We start from the raw sequence: 18,576 nt of genomic DNA on the forward strand, positions 1-18,576 counted from the left end.
CCGGGAGGTTCCCGGTCCTGACCGCCGCGCGGCACCTCACGACCTCAGCTTCGCCAGCGTCGCCCTCGTCGCCGCCTTCACCCACTCCGTCGCCTCCCCGACCGTCGGCGCCGTCTTCCCCTGGTCGGTGTCGTACGAGGACACGTACACGCGCCAGCTCATCGAGTACGTCATCCAGCCGTCCCGCACCGCGAGGATCACTTCGCGGTCGCCGCTGCCGGAGGTGACCGTGTCCTCGGTGACCAGGTAGGCCTCGTCCCCGAAACCGCCCACCGGCGTGACCACGTACGAGGCCCCGTGCTGCTTGTAGCCGAGCCAGGCGTCGGCGAACTCCGGTGCCGGGTCGGACTTCTTGTGCAGGTCCACGTCGATGGACAGGTATGCGTCCGCATAGCTGGACCCCGCCATCTCCAGGCCCTTGTCGCACGACATCCGGTCCAGCGACTCGCCCTTGGCGGTGTAGCCGGTGGGCGTCGAGTCGGCTTGCGGGTATTTTGCCTCGAAGGCGGACAGGTCGGCGGTCGCGCACAGGTCGCTCTTCGTGCGGTACCCGCGCAGGTCGGCCGAGGCGGAGTCGGACCCGCCGAGCAGGAGCACTCCGCCGCCCCACAGCGCGGACGCCACCGCGGCCCCGACCACCGCCCACAGCACCGCCCGCCCGGCCCTGCCGCCGCGGCCCCCGCCCGGCTGCGCGGCACCCGGCGGCGGCGCGCCGGGTGCGTAGTACCCCTGCGGCGCGTACGGACTCGGCTGCGCGTACGGATTGTGCTGCGGCGGCACGGGCGTACCGTAACCGCCCGGTCTGTCGCCCGGACCCGATGGAGGAGTGGAGTACGGGGATGCGCTCGGCTGGTCCGGCGGCGTCGACATGAGCCGAGAATAAGGGCTGCCACCGTCATCCGACCCGGGGGAGAACCCGGAGAACCCGGAGAACCCCGGGAAAAGCTGAGGAAGGCCGGGAAAGCGGGAGAACCCGGAGGACCCCGGACAGCACACGGCCCGCCCGGGCTCTCCCGGGCGGGCCGTGGGTGCTTCGAATGCGCCGCTGCCCACGTGGCGAACGTCCGCGTGCGGCGCGCGATCCGGGCGGTGCCGGTCCGGGCGGTAGAGGGGCCGCTGATTCCGGTTGTCGGCGGTGCCGCGGACCGCGGTAAGGCGGGTCCTGCGGTCGTACAGGTCTTACGGGACCTTGGGTCCTACGGTCGTACCGCCGTACGGTGCGCGCGGCCCGTACGGCGCGGGGTGATCAGCCCTGGAGCGCGGAGACCGAGTGAGCCAGCGCCGACTTCTTGTTGGCGGCCTGGTTCTTGTGGATGACGCCCTTGCTGACAGCCTTGTCGAGCTTCTTGGCGGCGAGGCGGGCGGCGGTGGTGGCCTTCTCGGCGTCACCGGCGGCGACGGCCTCGCGGGTGCGACGGATCGCGGTCTTCAGCTCGGACTTGACGGCCTTGTTACGCAGGCGCGCCTTCTCGTTGGTCTTGTTCCGCTTGATCTGGGACTTGATGTTCGCCACGAAAGAGCCTTCTCAGGTTCGTTACCGTAAATTACCGAAAACTACCGACACATCGACGCCTCGGGTTTACTCCGGTCAGAGGTCAGAGCGTACGAGGCACAGCGCCCCAGGCTACCAGCCGGGTCCGGCGGCTCCCAAACCGATGCCGGGCCCCGAGCCATGGGACTATGGAGGCTGCGTGTCGATCCGACCAGCACAGGCGACAACCGTCTCAAGAAAATGGACCCTGCGTGCCCGCGACCCCTTCCCATGTGCCGGACCACGTGCCGGAGCCGAGCCGTACCGACCCGGCGCTGATCCGCAACTTCTGCATCATCGCCCATATCGACCACGGCAAGTCCACGCTGGCCGACCGGATGCTCCAGCTCACCGGCGTCGTCGACCAGCGGCAGATGCGCGCCCAGTACCTCGACCGGATGGACATCGAGCGTGAGCGGGGCATCACGATCAAGTCGCAGGCGGTGCGCCTGCCCTGGGCGCCGACCACCGGCGAGGGCGCGGGCAGCACCCATATCCTGAACATGATCGACACCCCGGGCCACGTGGACTTCACCTACGAGGTGTCCCGCTCGCTGGCCGCCTGCGAAGGCACGATCCTGCTGGTCGACGCGGCACAGGGCATCGAGGCGCAAACCCTCGCCAACCTCTACCTGGCGATGGAGAACGACCTCACCATCGTCCCGGTGCTCAACAAGATCGACCTGCCGGCCGCCCAGCCGGAGAAGTTCTCCGAGGAACTGGCCAACCTCATCGGCTGCGACCCCTCCGACGTGCTCAAGGTCTCCGCCAAGACCGGCGTCGGCGTGGACGCGCTGCTGGACCGCGTGGTGCGCGACGTGCCGGCCCCGGTCGGCAACGCGGACGCGCCCGCCCGGGCGATGATCTTCGACTCGGTCTACGACTCCTACCGCGGTGTGGTCACCTACGTCCGGGTCATCGACGGCGGGCTCACCAGGCGCGAGCGGATCCGGATGATGTCCACCGGCGCCACGCACGAGCTGCTGGAGATCGGCACCAACTCACCGGAGATGCTGCCCGCGGCCGGCCTCGGTGTCGGCGAGGTGGGGTATCTGATCACCGGCGTGAAGGACGTACGGCAGTCCAAGGTCGGTGACACCATCACCACCCAGACGGCGGGCGCCACCGAGGCGCTGGGCGGCTACAAGGACCCCAAGCCCATGGTGTTCTCCGGCCTGTACCCGCTGGACGGCTCGGACTACCCCGAGCTGCGCGAGGCCCTGGACAAGCTCCAGCTCAACGATGCCGCGCTGGTCTACGAGCCGGAGACCTCCGCCGCTCTCGGCTTCGGCTTCCGGGTCGGCTTCCTCGGCCTGCTGCACCTGGACGTGGTCCGCGAGCGGCTGGAGCGCGAGTTCGGCCTCGACCTGATCGCCACCGCGCCCAACGTCGTCTACCGGGTGACGATGGAGGACGGCAGCGAGCACGTCGTCACCAACCCGAGCGAGTTCCCCGAGGGCAAGATCGCCGAGGTGCACGAGCCGGTGGTACGGGCCACCGTGCTCGCACCCACCGAGTTCATCGGCGCGATCATGGAGCTGTGCCAGAACCGGCGCGGCTCGCTGCTCGGCATGGACTACCTCTCCGAGGACCGGGTGGAGATCCGCTACACCCTGCCGCTGGCCGAGATCGTCTTCGACTTCTTCGACAACCTCAAGTCCAAGACCCGCGGCTACGCCTCGCTGGACTACGAGCCCACCGGCGAGCAGAGCGCCAGCCTGGTCAAGGTCGACATCCTGCTGCACGGAGACAAGGTGGACGCCTTCTCGGCCATCACCCACAAGGACAAGGCGTACGCGTACGGCGTGCGGCTGGTGGCCAAGTTGCGCGAGCTCATCCCGCGGCAGAACTTCGAGGTACCCATCCAGGCGGCCATCGGCTCCCGGGTGATCGCCCGCGAGACGGTACGCGCCATCCGCAAGGACGTGCTCGCCAAGTGCTACGGCGGCGACATCTCCCGGAAGCGCAAGCTGCTGGAGAAGCAGAAGGAGGGCAAGAAGCGGATGAAGATGGTCGGCAGCGTGGAGGTGCCGCAGGAGGCCTTCATCGCGGTGCTGTCCTCGGACTCCGAGGGCGAGTCGAAGGCGAAGAAGTGACTCGTCGGTAACCTCCGGGTGGCCGACGGTTCGGGGGCGGCGCGGTCCGCCGGTCCGCCCCCTTACGTGTCGGGCGTCGGCCCTCTACGCTGATCCGACGGATAGGTTACTGGCGAGTTAAGAACACTGGCGAGTCAAGAACACTGCACGTGCCCGGAGGTTGGCGTGACCGACACAAAGACGTTGATCGAGAACCGGCCGCCGTCCGTGGCCACGCTTTTCCTCGAGCGGGTGGCGGCCACGCCCGACGCTGAGGCCTACCGCTACCCGGTCCCGCCCGAGGACGGCCAGGGGCCGGACGGGTGGAAGTCGCTCACCTGGAGCGAGGCGGCCACCCGGGTGTATGCGATCGCGGCCGGCCTGATGGACCTCGGTATACGGCCCGAGGAGCGGGTCGCCATCGCCGCCAACACCAGCGTCGACTGGATCCTCGCCGACCTCGGCGTGCTGTGTGCGGGCGCGGCCACCACCACCGTCTACCCGAGCACCAACGCCGACGAGACCGCGTTCATCCTCGCCGACTCCGGCAGCCGGCTGCTGATCGCGGAGGACGCCGCTCAACTCGCCAAGGCGCGGCAGGCCCGCGCCGACCTGCCCGACCTCGCCCATGTCGTCGTGATGACGGCCGACGACGCCGCGGACACCGACGGCGACGGCTGGGTGCTGTCGCTGGACGCGCTGGAGAAGCGGGGCGCCGCCTATCTGGAGCAGCACCCCGCCGCGGTGACCGACGCGGTCGCCGCGCTCACCAAGGACCAGCTGGCCACGCTCATCTACACCTCCGGCACCACCGGCCGTCCCAAGGGCGTACGGCTGCCGCACGACGCGTGGGCGTACATGGCCCTCGCCATCCAGGCGATCGAGCTGCTGGACGAGAACGACGTGCAGTACCTGTGGCTGCCGCTCGCGCACGTCTTCGGCAAGGTGCTCACCGCCGCGCACATCACGGTGGGGCACGTCATCGCGGTGGACGGACGGGTCGACAAGATCATCGAGAACCTGCCGGTCGTCCAGCCCACCTACATGGCGGCGGTGCCCCGCATCTTCGAGAAGGTCTACAACGGCGCCGCCGCCAAGGCCCGCGCGGGCGGCGCCGCCAAGCACAGGATCTTCACGTGGGCGGCGGAGGTGGCCCGCGAGTACGCCAAGGTCACCCAGAACAGCATGCGGCTGACCGGTACGCCGAGCGCGCCGGTGCGCCTGCGTACCCAGCACGCGGTCGCCGACAAGCTGGTCTATGCCAAGCTGCGCGAGGCGTTCGGCGGGCGGCTGCGGGCCTGCGTCTCGGGCTCGGCCGCGCTCGCCCCCGAGATCGGCTACTTCTTCTCGGGCGCCGGCATCCACGTCCTGGAGGGGTACGGCCTCACCGAGTCCAGCGCCGCGAGCTTCGTCAACCCCGGCAGGGCGTACCGCACCGGTACGGTCGGCAAGGCGCTGCCCGGTCTGGAGGTGAGGATCGCCGAGGACGGCGAGATCCTGCTGCGCGGCCCCGGCATCATGCAGGGCTACCACGGCCTCCCCGAGCAGACCGAGGAGGTGCTGGAGCCCGACGGGTGGTTCCACACCGGCGACATCGGCGAGCTGTCCCCCGACGGCTTCCTCAAGATCACCGACCGCAAGAAGGACCTCATCAAGACCTCGGGCGGCAAGTACATCGCCCCCGCCGAGGTGGAGGGCCGGTTCAAGGCGGTCTGCCCGTTCGTGAGCAACGTCCTGGTCATCGGCGGCGGACGCAACTTCTGTACGGCGCTGCTCGCCCTGGACGAGCCGACGCTCCTCGGCTGGGCGAAGGACAACGGGCTCGACGGCCGCGCGTACGGCGACCTCGTCGCCACCGATCAGGTCAATGAGCTGATCACGGGCTACGTGAACCGGCTCAACGAAGGGCTTCAGCGCTGGCAGCAGATCAAGCGGTTCCGCGTCCTGCCGCGCGACCTGGACGTGGAACACGGTGACCTCACCCCGAGCCTGAAACTGAAGCGTCCGGTGGTGGAGCGGGAGTTCGCCGCGCTCATCGACGAGATGTACGAAGGCGCGCGGGAGAAATAGCGGTCACCGGCGGCGTATGCGCGGCTCCTTGTGGGGCCGCGCTCTGCCAGGACGCCGCGTGGCAGAGCGCGCCGGGACGCGCCGGGACCGTCCCGTCGCGTCCGCGGTGCCGGCCGGTGGGGTTCGGTCGCGCAGTTCCCCGCGCCCCTGTGGTCCCGCGGCCGCTACGCCGCGGGACTGTAGCGGAGGGGGGTGCCCCGCAGCGGCGGACTCCGGGGAAAAGGGACCGGAAGGGGGGAACAGCCCGGCGTCGCGGCACCCCGGAAGGCGTCAGGTGTCACTCTCGGAACCGTGAGGCCCACCCCACCCACGGCTCCGCAGCACCCAGCCCCGCAGGGCACCCCGTTCACGGTTCCGCAGGACGCGGCTCCGCCGACCGCCGCCCCGAGACTCACGGCCGCGCAGGCCCCTGCCCGGCAGACGGCCGCCCCGCGGCACACGGCCGCGCAGGAACCCGTGGGGACGACCGTGCCCGGCAACCCCCAGGCGGCCTGCACCGCACGGCGCTTCCTGCGGGCGACGCTCGCCCAATGGGCGGTCCCCGGTTTCACCGACCGCCTCGTGGACGACGCGACCCTGCTGATCAGCGAGTTGGTGACGAACGCCGTGGTGCACGCCGGCACCGCCGCCGACGTGCTGTGCCGCCTCGACTCCGGGCTGGTGATCGAGGTCTCCGACCGGCACCCCACCCGGATGCTGCGCCGCGAGGACGACGACCACCGCGACGAGGGAGGCCGCGGCCTGCACCTCGTGGCCGAGCTGTCCGACGAGTGGGGCATCACGTACCGCCCCGACCGCAAAACCGTCTGGTGCCGCCTGGCCGTCGAGGACGCCCGCGAGGACGCCCGCGAAGACGTCCGCGGCCGGGCAACCCGGCAGGCCACCGTCGACGTCCCCGACCAGGCAACCGCCCCGCAGGCCCTCCCGCCGCAGCACCCCGCCCCCGAAAACGTCCCCGCGCCCCGCGCCCCCGCCGAACTCCTCGCACCCGACCCGGCCCAGGCGCCCCGCCGCGCCGACGCGGAGTGGATCAGCCGCGGCTCGCTCTCCTTCCTCGCCGAGGCGTCCGACCTGCTCGCCGGCCAACTGGACGAGGAGAACGTCGCCGTCCTCGCCACCCAGCTCCTCGTACCGCGTCTCGCCGACTGGTGCGCGGTCTGGCTGTACCCGGCCGGCGCCGCGCCCCGCCTGTCGCACGTCTGGCACAGTGAGGAGCACCGTATCGACGGCCTGCGCGCCGTACTGGACAAGTCGCCGCCCGAGCCCACCACCCGCCCCGGCGCGCGGCGCACACCCTGGCCGCTCATGGACGACGACGCGCCACGCGGCCAGGGCGGGGCGCCTCGGAGGGCTGACGCCCGAGCTCCCGGAGCGGGCGGCCGAGGAACGAGGCCACCCGCGGAGGGTGGGGGCACCTCCCGCCGAAGGCAGGGGGAGAGCAGGAAGGCCGACCAATCGCTCCCGAGGGCCGACACCTGGGTCCCCGGAGTGGGCGTTGGGGGAACGAGGCCACCCGCGGAGGGCGGGAGGACCGACCAGGCGCTGAGCGTCCCGCTGGTCGCCGCCGGCCGCTGCCACGGCACGCTGCTGCTCGGCCGCACCGGGCCGCTGGGCCTGGCCGACGAACTGATCCACCTGGTCGAGGACTTCGCCCGCCGGGTCGCCCTCGCGCTCGGCACGGCCCGGCAGTACGCGCGCCAGGCCATGATCAGTACGGTGCTGCAACGCGGTCTGCTGCCGCCCGCGGCCGGCCGGATCCCCGGTGTGGAGCACGCCGTGGTCTACGAGCCCCTGGCCGGCGACTGGGTCGGCGGCGACTTCTACGACCTCTTCCCGGCCGGCGACGGCCGCTGGTGCTTCGCCCTCGGCGACGTCTGCGGCAACGGCCCGGAGGCCGCCTCCCTCACCGGCATCGCCCGGCCCGTGCTGCGCCTGCTGGCCCGCGAGGGCTACGGCGTCTCCGACGTCCTCGACCGGCTCAACAAGGCGCTCGCCGACGAGGCCGCCACCGCGCTGATCGGGGGGACCGCCGCGTGGGAGGACGGCCAGCCCCGTTTCCTGTCCCTGCTGTACGGCGAGATCGTGCCGTACGCCCCCGGGTACGGCGCCGGCTGCACGCTCGCCTCGGCCGGTCACCCGCTCCCGCTGGTCCTCGCGTCCGACGGCACGGTACGGCCCGCCGCAGCGCCGCAGATGCTGCTCGGCATCTCCGACGACGTCCGCTACACCAGCGAAACGCTGGACCTCGCCCCCGGCGACACCCTGCTCTGTGTCACCGACGGTGTCACCGAGCGCCGCCGCGGCCACCGCCAGTTCGACGACGCCGACGGCCTGGCCCGCGCGCTGCGCGCCTGCGCGGGCCTGCGCGCCGCGGACGTCGCGGACCGTATCCGTCAGGCGGTCCACGACTACGACACGACACCGCCCGACGACGACCTGGCGGTCCTCGTCCTCCAGGCGCGGTAGGGGGCCTGTCCCGACCGGGACCGGGGAGCCGGGACCGGGGAGCCAGGGACCCGGTGGTGTGCCGGATACTGGGAGGATGCCTTCCGTACTTCCCGACGGCGAACCCGTGCCCGCGGACGGTGCGCTGCCGGCGCACGCGCTGGACGGCGCCGCCGGCCGGCCGCTCGGTTTCTATCTGCACGTGCCGTACTGCGCGACGCGCTGCGGCTACTGCGACTTCAACACGTACACGGCGAGCGAGCTGCGCGGTTCGGGCGGCGCGCTGGCCTCCCGTGAGAACTACGCGGACGTGCTGATCGAGGAGGTCCGGCTGGCCCGGAAGGTGCTGGGGGACGACCCGCGGCCGGTCGACACGGTCTTCGTCGGCGGCGGCACCCCGACGCTGCTGCCCGCGGCCGATCTGGTGGCGATGCTCGGCGCGATCCGCGAGGAGTTCGGGCTCGCGGAGGGCGCGGAGGTGACCACCGAGGCGAACCCGGAGTCCGTGGACCCGGCGTACCTCGCGGCGCTGCGGGCCGGAGGCTTCAACCGGGTGTCCTTCGGAATGCAGAGCGCGCGGCAGCACGTGCTGCGGGTGCTGGACCGTACGCACACCCCGGGGCGCCCGGAGCGCTGTGTGGCCGAGGCCCGCGCGGCCGGGTTCGAGCACGTCAACCTCGACCTGATCTACGGCACGCCCGGTGAGTCCGACGACGACTGGCGAGCCTCGCTCGACGCCGCGATCGGCGCCGGGCCCGACCACGTCTCCGCGTACGCGCTGATCGTGGAGGAGGGGACGCAGCTCGCCCGGCGCATCCGGCGCGGCGAGGTACCGACGACCGACGACGACGTGCACGCCGACCGCTACCTGATCGCGGAGGAACGGCTCACCACGGCGGGCTTCGGCTGGTACGAGGTCTCCAACTGGGCCACCTCCGCGGCCGGGCGCTGCCGCCACAACGAGCTGTACTGGACCGGCGCGGACTGGTGGGGCGCCGGTCCCGGCGCCCACAGCCACGTCGGCGGGGTCCGCTGGTGGAACGTGAAGCACCCCGGCGCGTACGCCCAGGCCCTCGCGGAATCCCGCACCCCGGCCGCGGGCCGCGAACTGCTCACCCCGGAGGACCGCCGCATCGAACGCATCCTCCTCGAACTCCGCCTCGCCGCCGGCTGCCCCCTCGACCTCCTCGCACCGGCCGGAACCCGGGCCGCCGCCCGCGCCGTCACCGACGGCCTCCTGGAGCCCGCCCCGTACACCGGGGGCCGCGCCGTCCTCACCCTGCGCGGACGGCTGCTGGCCGACGCGGTGGTGCGGGACCTCGTGGACTAGTGCCTGTCCGACACACCCCGCGAGCGTCTTCCGGGGCGAGGGCGGGCCGTCGAGCGGCGCGCTGCAGCGACCTGGGCATCTCCTCCCGCCCGCACCACGGCGAGGTGTGCGACCATCCGGCGGCGCGTGACCTCCGCCGGCCGCAGCAGAACCGGCCACCGCAGAACCGGCCACCGCGCGCGGGCGCTTACGGTGCTCGCGGTGCCTACCTGCCCTCGGCGCGGAAGGAGGCACTCGCAGGAGGAGCCCGGTGGAAGAACGCTCCGAGCCTCAGCAGCCGTCCGGGGCATCACCGCCGCATCGACCGCGATCCGCCCGGGGGTCGTGTCCGGTGCCGCGCGGACGCAGCCGACGCAACGCGAGATCCGCACACCGTGGCAAGGGGAACGCCCTAGGCGGGCGCGGTGACGAAGTCGATCAGTTCCTCGACCCGCCCCAGCAGCTCCGGCTGGAGGTCCTTGTACGTGTGGACCGAGCCGAGGATGCGCTGCCAGGCCTCGCCCGTGGAGAGGTGGGTCCATCCCAGGGCGCGGCAGACACCGGTTTTCCAGTCCTCGCCGCGGGGCACGAGCGGCCATTCCGGGATGCCGACGGAGGAGGGCTTCACCGCCTGCCAGACGTCGATGTAGGGGTGGCCGACGACGAGCACGTCGGTACCGGTGACCGCCGCGGCGACGCGGGACTCCTTGGAACCCGGGACGAGGTGGTCCACGAGGACGCCGAGGCGGGCGTCGGGGGCGGGGGAGAAGGCGGCCACCAGGGCCGGGAGGTCGTCCACGCCCTCCAGGTACTCCACGACGACGCCCTCGACTCGGAGGTCGTGGCCCCAGACGCGTTCGACGAGTTCGGCGTCCTGGCGGCCCTCCACGTAGATCCGTCCGGCGCGGGCGACCCGGGGCCGCACGCCGGGGACGGCGACCGAGCCGGAGGCGGACAGCAGCGGACCGCGCGGGGCGGGGCGGGCCCGGGGCCGTACGAGCGTGACCGGCTTCCCGTCGATGAGGAAGCCGCGCGGGACCATCGGGAAGACCCGGAGCCTGCCGTGCCGGTCCTCCAGGGTGACCGTCAGGCCCTCCGCGGTCTTCTCCACCCGCGTCACCGCGCCGCAGAAGCCGGTCGTCGCCTCCTCGACCACGAGGTCCGTCTCCGCGGCCACGTCCGGGGCCGGTGCGGACCTCTTCCAGGGAGGGGTGAGATCCGGGTCGTAACTCCTGCCGCTCATGCAGGAGATGGTAGGCGCAGCCGCCGCACCGACCCCGTACGGCCCTTGCCCCATACGGCCCCTGCCGCGTACGTCCTGGGCTCGTAGGGCCCGGCCCGCCCCGTGCGCCCCGAGCCGTACGTCCCCGGCCCCGTACGCCCCACGCCCCGCGCGCCCCGCACCCCCGCACGGCCTACGCCGCCCGCGCCCCCGCGCCCCGCACGCCCTACGACGGCTTCCCGAAGCGCTCCGCGAGCGCGTCCCGCTGGGCACGCAGGAAGCGCGCGTCCACCACCGCGCCGTGGCCCGGGACGTAGCGGGCCGTCTCGCCGCCGAGGGCCAGCAGGGCGTCCAGGGTGGCCGGCCAGGCGCCGGGGACCGAGTCCCCGTCCGCCTGCGGCTCGCCGGACTCCTCGACCAGGTCGCCGCAGAAGACCACCGTCGGGGTGCTCGCGGTGCCGCCCGGGACGATCACCGCCAGGTCGTGGCCGGTGTGCCCGGCGCCGGGGTGGACCAGCCGCACCGGGCGGTCCCCGAGGTCGAGGGCGAGTTCACCGGTGACCGGGCGGGTCGGGTGGACCAGCGCGGCGGCGGCCTCCGCGGCCTCCCCGGGGTCGGTGCCGAACCGTGCCGCGGACTCCCGCAGCGCCTCCCGCTCGCGGCGCAGGTAGCCGTCCAGGGACCGTTCGCCGTACACCTGCGTGCCGGGGAACGCGGCCGTGCCGAAGACGTGGTCGAAGTGGCCGTGGGTGAGGACGACGTGCGTGACCGCGCGGCCGGTCAGCGCCTCGACCTGTCCGCGCAGTTCGGCGCCCTCGCGGAGCGTGGACCCGGTGTCGATCAGCAGCACCCCGTCCGCGCCGACGACCAGGCCGATCGTCACGTCGAGGTGGGGCAGCCGCCGCCGCGCGACCCCCGGGGCGAGCTGTTCCCACCCCGAGCCGCAGGGCACGGGCCCCGCCGCGTTCCCGGCAGCAGCGGCCTCCGCCGCCTCCGCCGACTCCTCTGGTTGCTCGGACTCCACAGGACGACGCTATCGCCGTGCCCGCCCCGCCGCCCGCCGCACCACGCCTCCCTGCCCGGCCCCGCCCATCCTCTTCCGTACGCCCGCCCCGCCGCCGCGTCCACCCGCGCACCCGCTCCCGTACACAGGTGGGGAGCCGCTCTTGCCGACCCCTTGCCGCCTCGCCGTACACTGGCTCCGGGGAAGCTGGCACTCGAAACGCATGAGTGCCAGGCCCCAGGCAGGCCCCAGGGTCGGACATTACGGTTGGAGGTGCGCGATGCTGAGCGAACGCAGACTTGAAGTGCTGCGTGCCATCGTTCAGGACTATGTCGGCACCGAGGAACCGGTCGGGTCCAAGGCGCTGACCGAGCGGCACCGGCTCGGTGTGTCACCCGCCACAGTGCGCAACGACATGGCGGTCCTGGAGGACGAGGGCTACATCGCCCAGCCGCACACCAGCGCGGGCAGGATCCCGACCGACAAGGGGTACCGGCTCTTCGTGGACAAGCTGGCGGGCGTCAAGCCGTTGTCGTCCGCCGAGCGCCGCGCGATCCAGAACTTCCTGGACGGCGCGGTCGACCTGGACGACGTGGTGGGCCGTACGGTACGGCTGCTCGCCCAGCTCACCCGCCAGGTGGCCGTCGTGCAGTACCCGTCGCTGACCCGCTCGTCGGTCCGCCACGTGGAACTGCTGTCGCTGGCGCCGGCCCGCATCATGCTGGTCCTGATCACCGACACCGGACGGGTCGAGCAGCGGCTGATCGACTGCCCGGCGCCGGTCGGCGAGACGCTGCTCGCGGACCTGCGGGCCCGGCTCAACAGCCGGGTCGTCGGCCGTCGCTTCGCCGACGTGCCGCCGCTGGTCCAGGACCTGCCGGAGAGCTTCGACCCGGACGAGCGCCCCGCGGTCTCCTCCGTCCTCGCCACCCTCCTCGAAACCCTCGTGGAGGAGACCGAGGAAAGGATCATGCTCGGCGGCGCGGCCAACCTGACCCGCTTCAACCACGACTTCCCGCTGACCATCCGGCCGGTGCTGGAAGCGCTGGAGGAGCAGATGGTCCTCCTGAAGCTGCTCGGAGAGGCCAAGGACTCGACCATGACCGTACGGATCGGTCATGAGAATTTTCACGAAGGGCTCAACTCCACCTCCGTGGTGGCGGTCGGCTACGGTTCGGGCGACGAGGCAGTCGCCAAACTCGGCGTAGTCGGACCGACTCGCATGGACTACCCCGGAACGATGGGAGCGGTACGCGCAGTGGCACGTTACGTCGGACAGATCCTGGCGGAGTCGTAAGTGGCCACGGACTACTACGCCGTACTCGGCGTGCGCCGCGACGCAGGCCCGGACGAGATCAAGAAGGCGTTCCGCCGGCTCGCACGGGAGCTGCACCCGGACGTCAACCCGGACCCCAAGACGCAGGAGCGGTTCAAGGAGATCAACGCCGCGTACGAGGTGCTCTCCGACCCGCAGAAGAAGCAGGTCTACGACCTCGGCGGCGATCCGCTCTCCGCAGCGGGCGGGGGCGGCGGGGCCGGCGGCTTCGGCGCGGGCTTCGGCAACTTCAGCGACATCATGGACGCGTTCTTCGGGCAGTCGCAGCAGCGCGGGCCGCGCTCGCGCACCCGGCGCGGCCAGGACGCGATGATCCGGCTGGAGATCGAACTGGACGAGGCGGCCTTCGGCACGACCAAGGACATCCAGGTCGACACGGCGGTCACCTGCGGCACCTGCAGCGGTGAGGGCGCCGCGCCCGGCACGTCCGCGCAGACCTGTGACATGTGCCGTGGCCGGGGTGAGGTCTCCCAGGTCACCCGGTCCTTCCTCGGCCAGGTCATGACCTCGCGGCCGTGCCCGCAGTGCCAGGGGTTCGGCACGGTCGTGCCCACGCCGTGCCCGGAGTGCGCGGGCGACGGACGGGTCCGCTCCCGCCGCACCCTTACGGTCAAGATCCCGGCCGGTGTCGACAACGGCACGCGCATCCAGCTCGCGGGCGAGGGCGAGGTCGGCCCGGGCGGCGGCCCGGCCGGCGACCTCTACGTCGAGATCCGGGAGGTCCCGCACCCCGTCTTCCAGCGACGCGGGGACGACCTCCACTGCACGGTCACCATCCCCATGACCGCTGGCGCGCTCGGCACCAAGTGCCCGCTGGAGACCCTGGACGGCCTCGAAGAGGTGGACATCCGGCCCGGCACCCAGTCCGGCCAGTCCATCCCCCTCCACCAGCGCGGCATCACCCACCTGCGCGGCGGCGGTCGCGGCGACCTCATCGTCCACGTCGAAGTCCTCACCCCGTCCAAACTCGACGCCGACCAGGAGGACCTCCTTCGCCGGCTCGCCAAACTCCGCGGCGAGGAACGCCCCACCGGCCAGTTCGCCCCGGGCCAGCAGGGCCTCTTCTCCCGCCTCAAGGACGCCTTCAACGGTCGTTAGAACGCCCGCTCCGGGGGGTGTCCGCCCGGCGGGTGCCCTTCCCTCCGGCGGTGCCTCGACCACCCTCGCGGTGGGCTCGGCACCGCCGGAGCGCGCTGTCGCGGCGGTGTGAGGGGTGCCGCGCGCCCCCGTACCCCGACCCGCTCCGAGTGAGCCGCACCCGCCGGACGGCCCTGCGGTACCGGGCACACCGCGAGGGGCGGGGCGCGGGGGACCCGCGGGGGGCACCCTCGATCCGCCGCGACGGTGATCGGCCACGTCGGCGGTTCTCAGCGGTGCCGGGCGCACCGTGAGTGCGGGCGGAGTGGGGCCGCGGGTGCCTTCCGTGGGGCGCAGGAAATCTGCGGGGCACTTGTGCCGCCGCGACGGCGTTCGGCCCCACCGGGCGGTTCGGCGGTGCCGGGCAACCGCAGGTGGGGGCGCGGGGCCGCGGTGTGCCCCCGCGGGTGGACCGGCGCGGGAGCGACCGCCGCGCGCATGGGACGATGTGCGCATGGCCGCGTTGACCGAACTCTCCTCCTTCTCGGCGTATCCGATCATTCAGGCGCCGATGGCGGGCGGTGCGTCCAATCCGCGGCTGGCGGCGGCCGTGAGCGCCGCCGGCGGGCTGGGATTCCTGGCCGCCGGGTACAAGACCTCGGAGGCGATGTACGAGGAGATCCGCCAGCTTCGGGACCTGAGCTCGCAACCCTTCGGGGTGAACCTGTTCATGCCGCAGCCCGCTACCGTGGACCGTTCCGCGGTCGCCGTCTACGCCGAACAGCTCGCCGGGGAAGCCGCCTGGTACGGGACCTCCCTCGGCGACCCCGAGGCGGGCGGCGACGACGCGTACGACGCGAAAGTCGCCGTCCTCCTCGAAGACCCCGTGCCCATGGTGAGCTTCACCTTCGGGTGCCCCGAACGCGCCGTGCTCGACGCCTTCTCCAAAGCAGGTACATACACCGTTGTGACGGTCACCTCGTCCGCCGAGGCCATGGCCGCCCAGTGGGCGGGGGCCGACGCCGTGTGCGTACAGGGCGTCGAGGCCGGCGGCCACCAGGGCACCCACCGTGACGACCCCCTGCTCGACGGGACCGGCGCCGGTACCGGCCTGATCGCGCTGATCCCGCAGGTACGCGAGGCCGTACGCCTCCCGGTGATCGCCGCCGGCGGGCTGATGCGCGGCGGTCAGATCGCCGCCGTACTGGCCGCCGGCGCGGACGCCGCCGCGCTCGGCACGGCGTTCCTGGTCACCCCGGAGTCCGGCGCGAACCCCCTGCACAAGCGGGCCATCACCGACCCGGTGTTCGCCCGCACCGAGTTGACGAGGGCCTTCAGCGGGCGCCCGGCCCGCGGCCTGCTCAACCGTTTCATGCGCGAGCACGGTCCGTACGCCCCGCCCGGCTACCCCCAGATCCACCACCTCACCGCGGGCCTGCGCAAGGCCGCCGCCGAGGCGGGCGACCCGCAGGGCATGTCGCTGTGGGCCGGCCAGGGCCACCGCCTGGCCCGCGAACTGTCCGCCGGCGCCCTCGTGGAAACCCTCGTCGCCGAACTCCACGCCGCCCAGCGGGCCCTGGCATGACGGCCCCGGTCTTCCTGGTCGAGCCGGCCGCCCTCGACGGCTCGCCGTCCCGTATCACCCTCACCGGGCCGGAGGGCCGGCACGCGGTGTCGGTACGGCGGCTCCAGACCGGCGAGGAGATCGTCCTCGCGGACGGCGCGGGGCGCGGCGCGTACGGGGTCGTGGCCGCCGTCGACGGCAAGGACGCCCTCGACGTGGAGGTACGGGAACTGCGCGAGGAACCCGCACCCGCCGCCCGTATCACCGTGGTCCAGGCCCTCCCCAAGGGCGACCGCGGCGAACTCGCCGTCGAGACGATGACCGAGGCCGGGGTGGACGCGATCGTCCCCTGGTCGGCGGCCCGCTGCGTCACGCAGTGGCGCGGCGACCGGGGCGCCAAGTCCCTCGCGAAGTGGCGGTCCACCGCCCGGGAGGCGGCCAAGCAGGCCCGCCGCCTCCGCTTCCCGTCCGTCGCCGAACCGATGACCACCCGCCAGGTCGCCGGCCTCCTCGGCGGCGCCGACTTCGCGGGCGTCCTGCACGAGGAGGGCGCGACCCCGTTGGCCACCGCCGACCTGCCGGCCGCCGGCTCCCTCGTCCTGGTCGTCGGCCCCGAGGGCGGGGTCGCCCCCGACGAACTCACCGCCTTCGCCACCGCCGGCGCACCCCCGTACCGCCTCGGCCCCACGGTGCTGCGTACGTCGACGGCGGGCGTCGCCGCGACGGCACTCCTCCTGACCCGCACGGGCCGCTGGAGCTAGTGCCGCGTCGGCCGCGTCAGCCGGAGTTTGCCCGGTCGCGACGCCCGGCGCGGCACCTCGCGGTGTCGCCGCACCGACCGATCAGGCCCCCTCCGAGGCCGATCCGGCGCCCTGCGCCGCACCGCACCGGACGCCGCTCCTGACGGGCGAACCCTGACCGACGCGGCACCAGCGCCTTTCCGGCGGACCTCGGCGGACCTCGGCGGACCTCGGTCACCGCGCCGCGGACGGTCGGTGGTAGCGGGCGGCCTGCGGTGCGCCGGGCGCGTCGCTGCGGCGGCCGGTGGGACTGCGGCCCCGGACGGCGTCAGTGGACGAGTTGTTCCGTGACCCAGTCGACCAGTGGCTTCCTCAGCCATGGCTACCGCCTTTGCTTGGTGCTCTCCGGATGGGCCACTGGATGTGCCGTAACGGCTGCGTGCGACCACCCGCCGCGGGGCAGGCGGTGCACCGGCGGCCGTTGCCCTGCTGTGCACACGGGCGCCACGCTGCTCGCTCAAGGTAAACATGAAGCTACTCAAAGTGCCTGCCGTCGGGTAAGGTGCTACCCTCCCCGCGGGCCGGGGCGGTGCCCGTCAACGTGCGGCGCGCGGTGATGGCGTTGGGGTCGGCCGGCTGCCCGGACCCGCGAACGCGGGCCCGCCGCGCCGGGCCGGGCCCGTGCGGGCGGATCGTGGACGCGGCCCGGTGCCGGCGTGGTCAGAGAGCGGCGGCCCGGTGCGCCAAGTCGCCGGGGTCGGTGTTCGCCCCGCACAGCACCACGCAGATCTTCTCGGCGCTGCCGGGCCGGTAGCCGAGGCTCGGGACGGTGGCGGGCCCGCTCGGCGTGTCCCCGTCGGCGTTGTGGCTCGCCGGTGGCATGAGTGCGGCGAGCGCGGTGGCGGCGCCGTGCTCGACGGCGATGCGGTGACGGTCCCACAACGCCTGGCGGACGCGCCGGATCTCGGTGTCCGGGACGAGCACGGAGCGCACGCCGTCCTGCTGGGCGGCGTGCAGGGCGATGGCGGAGGCACGGCGGGCGCCGAGGGAGTCCGCGGCGATGGAGTCGACGGTGACGTCGACCGGGCGGCCGGCCTCCAGAGCGGCGTTCAGGGCGCGGCAGTTCTCCGGCTCGACCGCCACCGTGCGGATGCCGTGGTGCTGAGCCGCGGTGGCCACCCCGGCGAACAGCCCGCCGCCGCCGACCGCGACCACCACCGTGTCCAGGTCCGGGATCCGGGCGTGGATCTCCTCCAGCAGCGTGCCCGCGCCCGCGGCGATCAACGGGTGGTCGTAGGCGTGCGAGGCGAGTGCGCCGGTCGCCGCCGCGAACTCCTCGCACGCGACCAGGGCCTCGGCGTACTCCGAGCCGACCAGGCGCACGTCGGCACCGTACGAGCGGAGCTTGGCCACCTTCACCCGGGGAGCGGTCTCCGGGAGGAACACGGTGGCGGTGACGCCCTGCTGCTGGGCGGCCCACGCGCACGCCATGCCCGCGTTGCCGCCGGAGGCGATCGTCACCCCGGCGTCCGGCAGGGTTCCCGCACCGCGGTGGGCCTCGATGAAGTTCTGCGCGCCGCGGGCCTTGAACGAGCCGGTGTGCTGCAGGTGTTCGAGCGCCAGCCAGACCTGGCAGGGCTCCTCGGAGCGGCCGTCCACGGGGGCGCGGCGGGCGGTGCGGATCGTGTCGGGCTCGACCCGGGCGAGGGTGAGGGGGCGGACGCGTCCGGCGATCCGACCGGTGGCGGCCTTGATGTCGTCGTACGTGAGTCGGTGCACTTCGTTGCTCCTGCGATGGCGGTCCGCCGCTGCCGGTGGCGGCGCGGTCAGTGGCCGAAGGCGGTGCGGGCCAGGTGACGTGGACGGTGGTGCCACCCAGGATCTCAGCACGCCGCCCCGCCCCCACGGCGGGAAGGCCCACGGTGGCCGCCGACGGGGCGGGAGATCGGCGCGTTCACCGGGTGCTCGCGGTGCGTGGGGCGGGCGTCGAGCCGGGCCGGCTGGACGAGATCGTCGACCGGCCGGGACAGCCGCCGGGTCTCCGCCACGAGTTCGGGCGCCGGCGCGTCCCACCCGCGTCGACCGGGGGTGCCGGGGCGCCACGTCGAGTAGGGCGCGCAGGCCGCTCACCGGGCTGCGCAGCTCGTGGGCCGCGTCCGCGACGAACCGGCGCTGCTGGTGACCCGCGGCGTCCGGCCGGGGCC

The 18,576-nt window shown here is 73.2% G+C and carries 13 protein-coding genes; 8 read left to right on the top strand and 5 right to left on the bottom strand.

Annotated features, from left to right (window positions below; genetic code table 11):
* Nucleotides 1–36: 36 nt before the first annotated feature.
* Nucleotides 37–780 (bottom strand): hypothetical protein, encoded by a 744-nt coding sequence (locus VIW71_RS11525; RefSeq protein WP_331622003.1) that lies wholly within the window; start codon nucleotides 778–780, stop codon nucleotides 37–39.
* A 466-nt stretch (nucleotides 781–1,246) separates the two neighbouring features.
* On the bottom strand, nucleotides 1,247–1,513 hold the full coding sequence (rpsT, locus tag VIW71_RS11530) for a 30S ribosomal protein S20 (protein WP_331622004.1): 267 nt from the start codon (nucleotides 1,511–1,513) through the stop codon (nucleotides 1,247–1,249).
* 263 nt (nucleotides 1,514–1,776) lie between these two features.
* Between rpsT and lepA the strand changes: the two genes are divergently transcribed.
* The 4 genes from lepA to hemW all read left to right on the top strand — a co-directional run bounded on the left by lepA (nucleotide 1,777) and on the right by hemW (nucleotide 9,451).
* Nucleotides 1,777–3,627: a translation elongation factor 4 gene (gene lepA / locus VIW71_RS11535; protein ID WP_331622050.1), complete on the top strand. Its 1,851-nt coding sequence runs from the start codon at nucleotides 1,777–1,779 to the stop codon at nucleotides 3,625–3,627.
* A 165-nt stretch (nucleotides 3,628–3,792) separates the two neighbouring features.
* Complete coding sequence (locus VIW71_RS11540; protein ID WP_331622005.1) at nucleotides 3,793–5,676, top strand: AMP-dependent synthetase/ligase; 1,884 nt, start codon at nucleotides 3,793–3,795, stop codon at nucleotides 5,674–5,676.
* A 456-nt stretch (nucleotides 5,677–6,132) separates the two neighbouring features.
* Nucleotides 6,133–8,142, top strand: a complete 2,010-nt coding sequence (locus tag VIW71_RS11545) for a SpoIIE family protein phosphatase (RefSeq protein WP_331622006.1) — start codon at nucleotides 6,133–6,135, stop codon at nucleotides 8,140–8,142.
* Nucleotides 8,143–8,218: 76 nt separating this feature from the next.
* On the top strand, nucleotides 8,219–9,451 hold the full coding sequence (gene hemW / locus VIW71_RS11550) for a radical SAM family heme chaperone HemW (protein ID WP_331622007.1): 1,233 nt from the start codon (nucleotides 8,219–8,221) through the stop codon (nucleotides 9,449–9,451).
* 391 nt (nucleotides 9,452–9,842) lie between these two features.
* Here hemW and VIW71_RS11555 read toward each other — a convergent pair whose 3' ends face one another.
* Both VIW71_RS11555 and VIW71_RS11560 read right to left on the bottom strand, forming a co-directional pair.
* Entirely contained in the window at nucleotides 9,843–10,673 is an 831-nt protein-coding gene (locus tag VIW71_RS11555) for a DUF3097 domain-containing protein (RefSeq protein ID WP_331622008.1), read from the bottom strand.
* A 205-nt stretch (nucleotides 10,674–10,878) separates the two neighbouring features.
* The gene (locus tag VIW71_RS11560; RefSeq protein WP_331622051.1) at nucleotides 10,879–11,604 is read right to left on the bottom strand and encodes an MBL fold metallo-hydrolase; all 726 of its coding nucleotides are present in this window, start codon (nucleotides 11,602–11,604) and stop codon (nucleotides 10,879–10,881) included.
* Nucleotides 11,605–11,935: 331 nt separating this feature from the next.
* On the opposite strand from VIW71_RS11560, the gene hrcA reads away from it, so the two are divergent.
* The 4 genes from hrcA (at nucleotide 11,936) to VIW71_RS11580 (ending at nucleotide 16,393) form a co-directional block, all read left to right on the top strand.
* A complete protein-coding gene (hrcA, locus tag VIW71_RS11565; protein WP_331622009.1) occupies nucleotides 11,936–12,952 on the top strand; it encodes a heat-inducible transcriptional repressor HrcA in 1,017 nt (338 codons plus the stop codon).
* On the top strand, nucleotides 12,953–14,089 hold the full coding sequence (dnaJ, locus tag VIW71_RS11570) for a molecular chaperone DnaJ (RefSeq protein ID WP_331622010.1): 1,137 nt from the start codon (nucleotides 12,953–12,955) through the stop codon (nucleotides 14,087–14,089). It abuts the gene before it with no gap.
* A gap of 493 nt (nucleotides 14,090–14,582) precedes the next feature.
* Complete coding sequence (locus tag VIW71_RS11575) at nucleotides 14,583–15,653, top strand: nitronate monooxygenase (RefSeq protein ID WP_331622011.1); 1,071 nt, start codon at nucleotides 14,583–14,585, stop codon at nucleotides 15,651–15,653.
* Nucleotides 15,650–16,393 carry a 16S rRNA (uracil(1498)-N(3))-methyltransferase gene (locus VIW71_RS11580; RefSeq protein WP_331622012.1) on the top strand — a complete coding sequence of 248 codons (744 nt, stop codon included), beginning with the start codon at nucleotides 15,650–15,652 and terminating at the stop codon, nucleotides 16,391–16,393. Before VIW71_RS11575 ends, VIW71_RS11580 begins: the two co-directional genes overlap by 4 nt.
* Before the next feature lie 699 nt (nucleotides 16,394–17,092).
* Here VIW71_RS11580 and VIW71_RS11585 read toward each other — a convergent pair.
* Nucleotides 17,093–18,151 (bottom strand): threonine/serine dehydratase, encoded by a 1,059-nt coding sequence (locus VIW71_RS11585; RefSeq protein WP_331622013.1) that lies wholly within the window; start codon nucleotides 18,149–18,151, stop codon nucleotides 17,093–17,095.
* Nucleotides 18,152–18,576: the final 425 nt, after the last annotated feature.

The organism is Streptomyces sp., assembly GCF_036524955.1.
Lineage (GTDB): Bacteria > Actinomycetota > Actinomycetes > Streptomycetales > Streptomycetaceae > Actinacidiphila.

Excerpts from the sequence above, each read along its gene's own strand:
- hemW (WP_331622007.1), top strand. The coding sequence starts at position 8,219 with ATGCCTTCCGTACTTCCCGACGGCGAACCCGTGCCCGCGGACGGTGCG.
- VIW71_RS11555 (WP_331622008.1), bottom strand. The coding sequence starts at position 10,673 with ATGAGCGGCAGGAGTTACGACCCGGATCTCACCCCTCCCTGGAAGAGG.
- hrcA (WP_331622009.1), top strand. The coding sequence starts at position 11,936 with ATGCTGAGCGAACGCAGACTTGAAGTGCTGCGTGCCATCGTTCAGGAC.
- VIW71_RS11575 (WP_331622011.1), top strand. The coding sequence starts at position 14,583 with ATGGCCGCGTTGACCGAACTCTCCTCCTTCTCGGCGTATCCGATCATT.
- VIW71_RS11580 (WP_331622012.1), top strand. The coding sequence starts at position 15,650 with ATGACGGCCCCGGTCTTCCTGGTCGAGCCGGCCGCCCTCGACGGCTCG.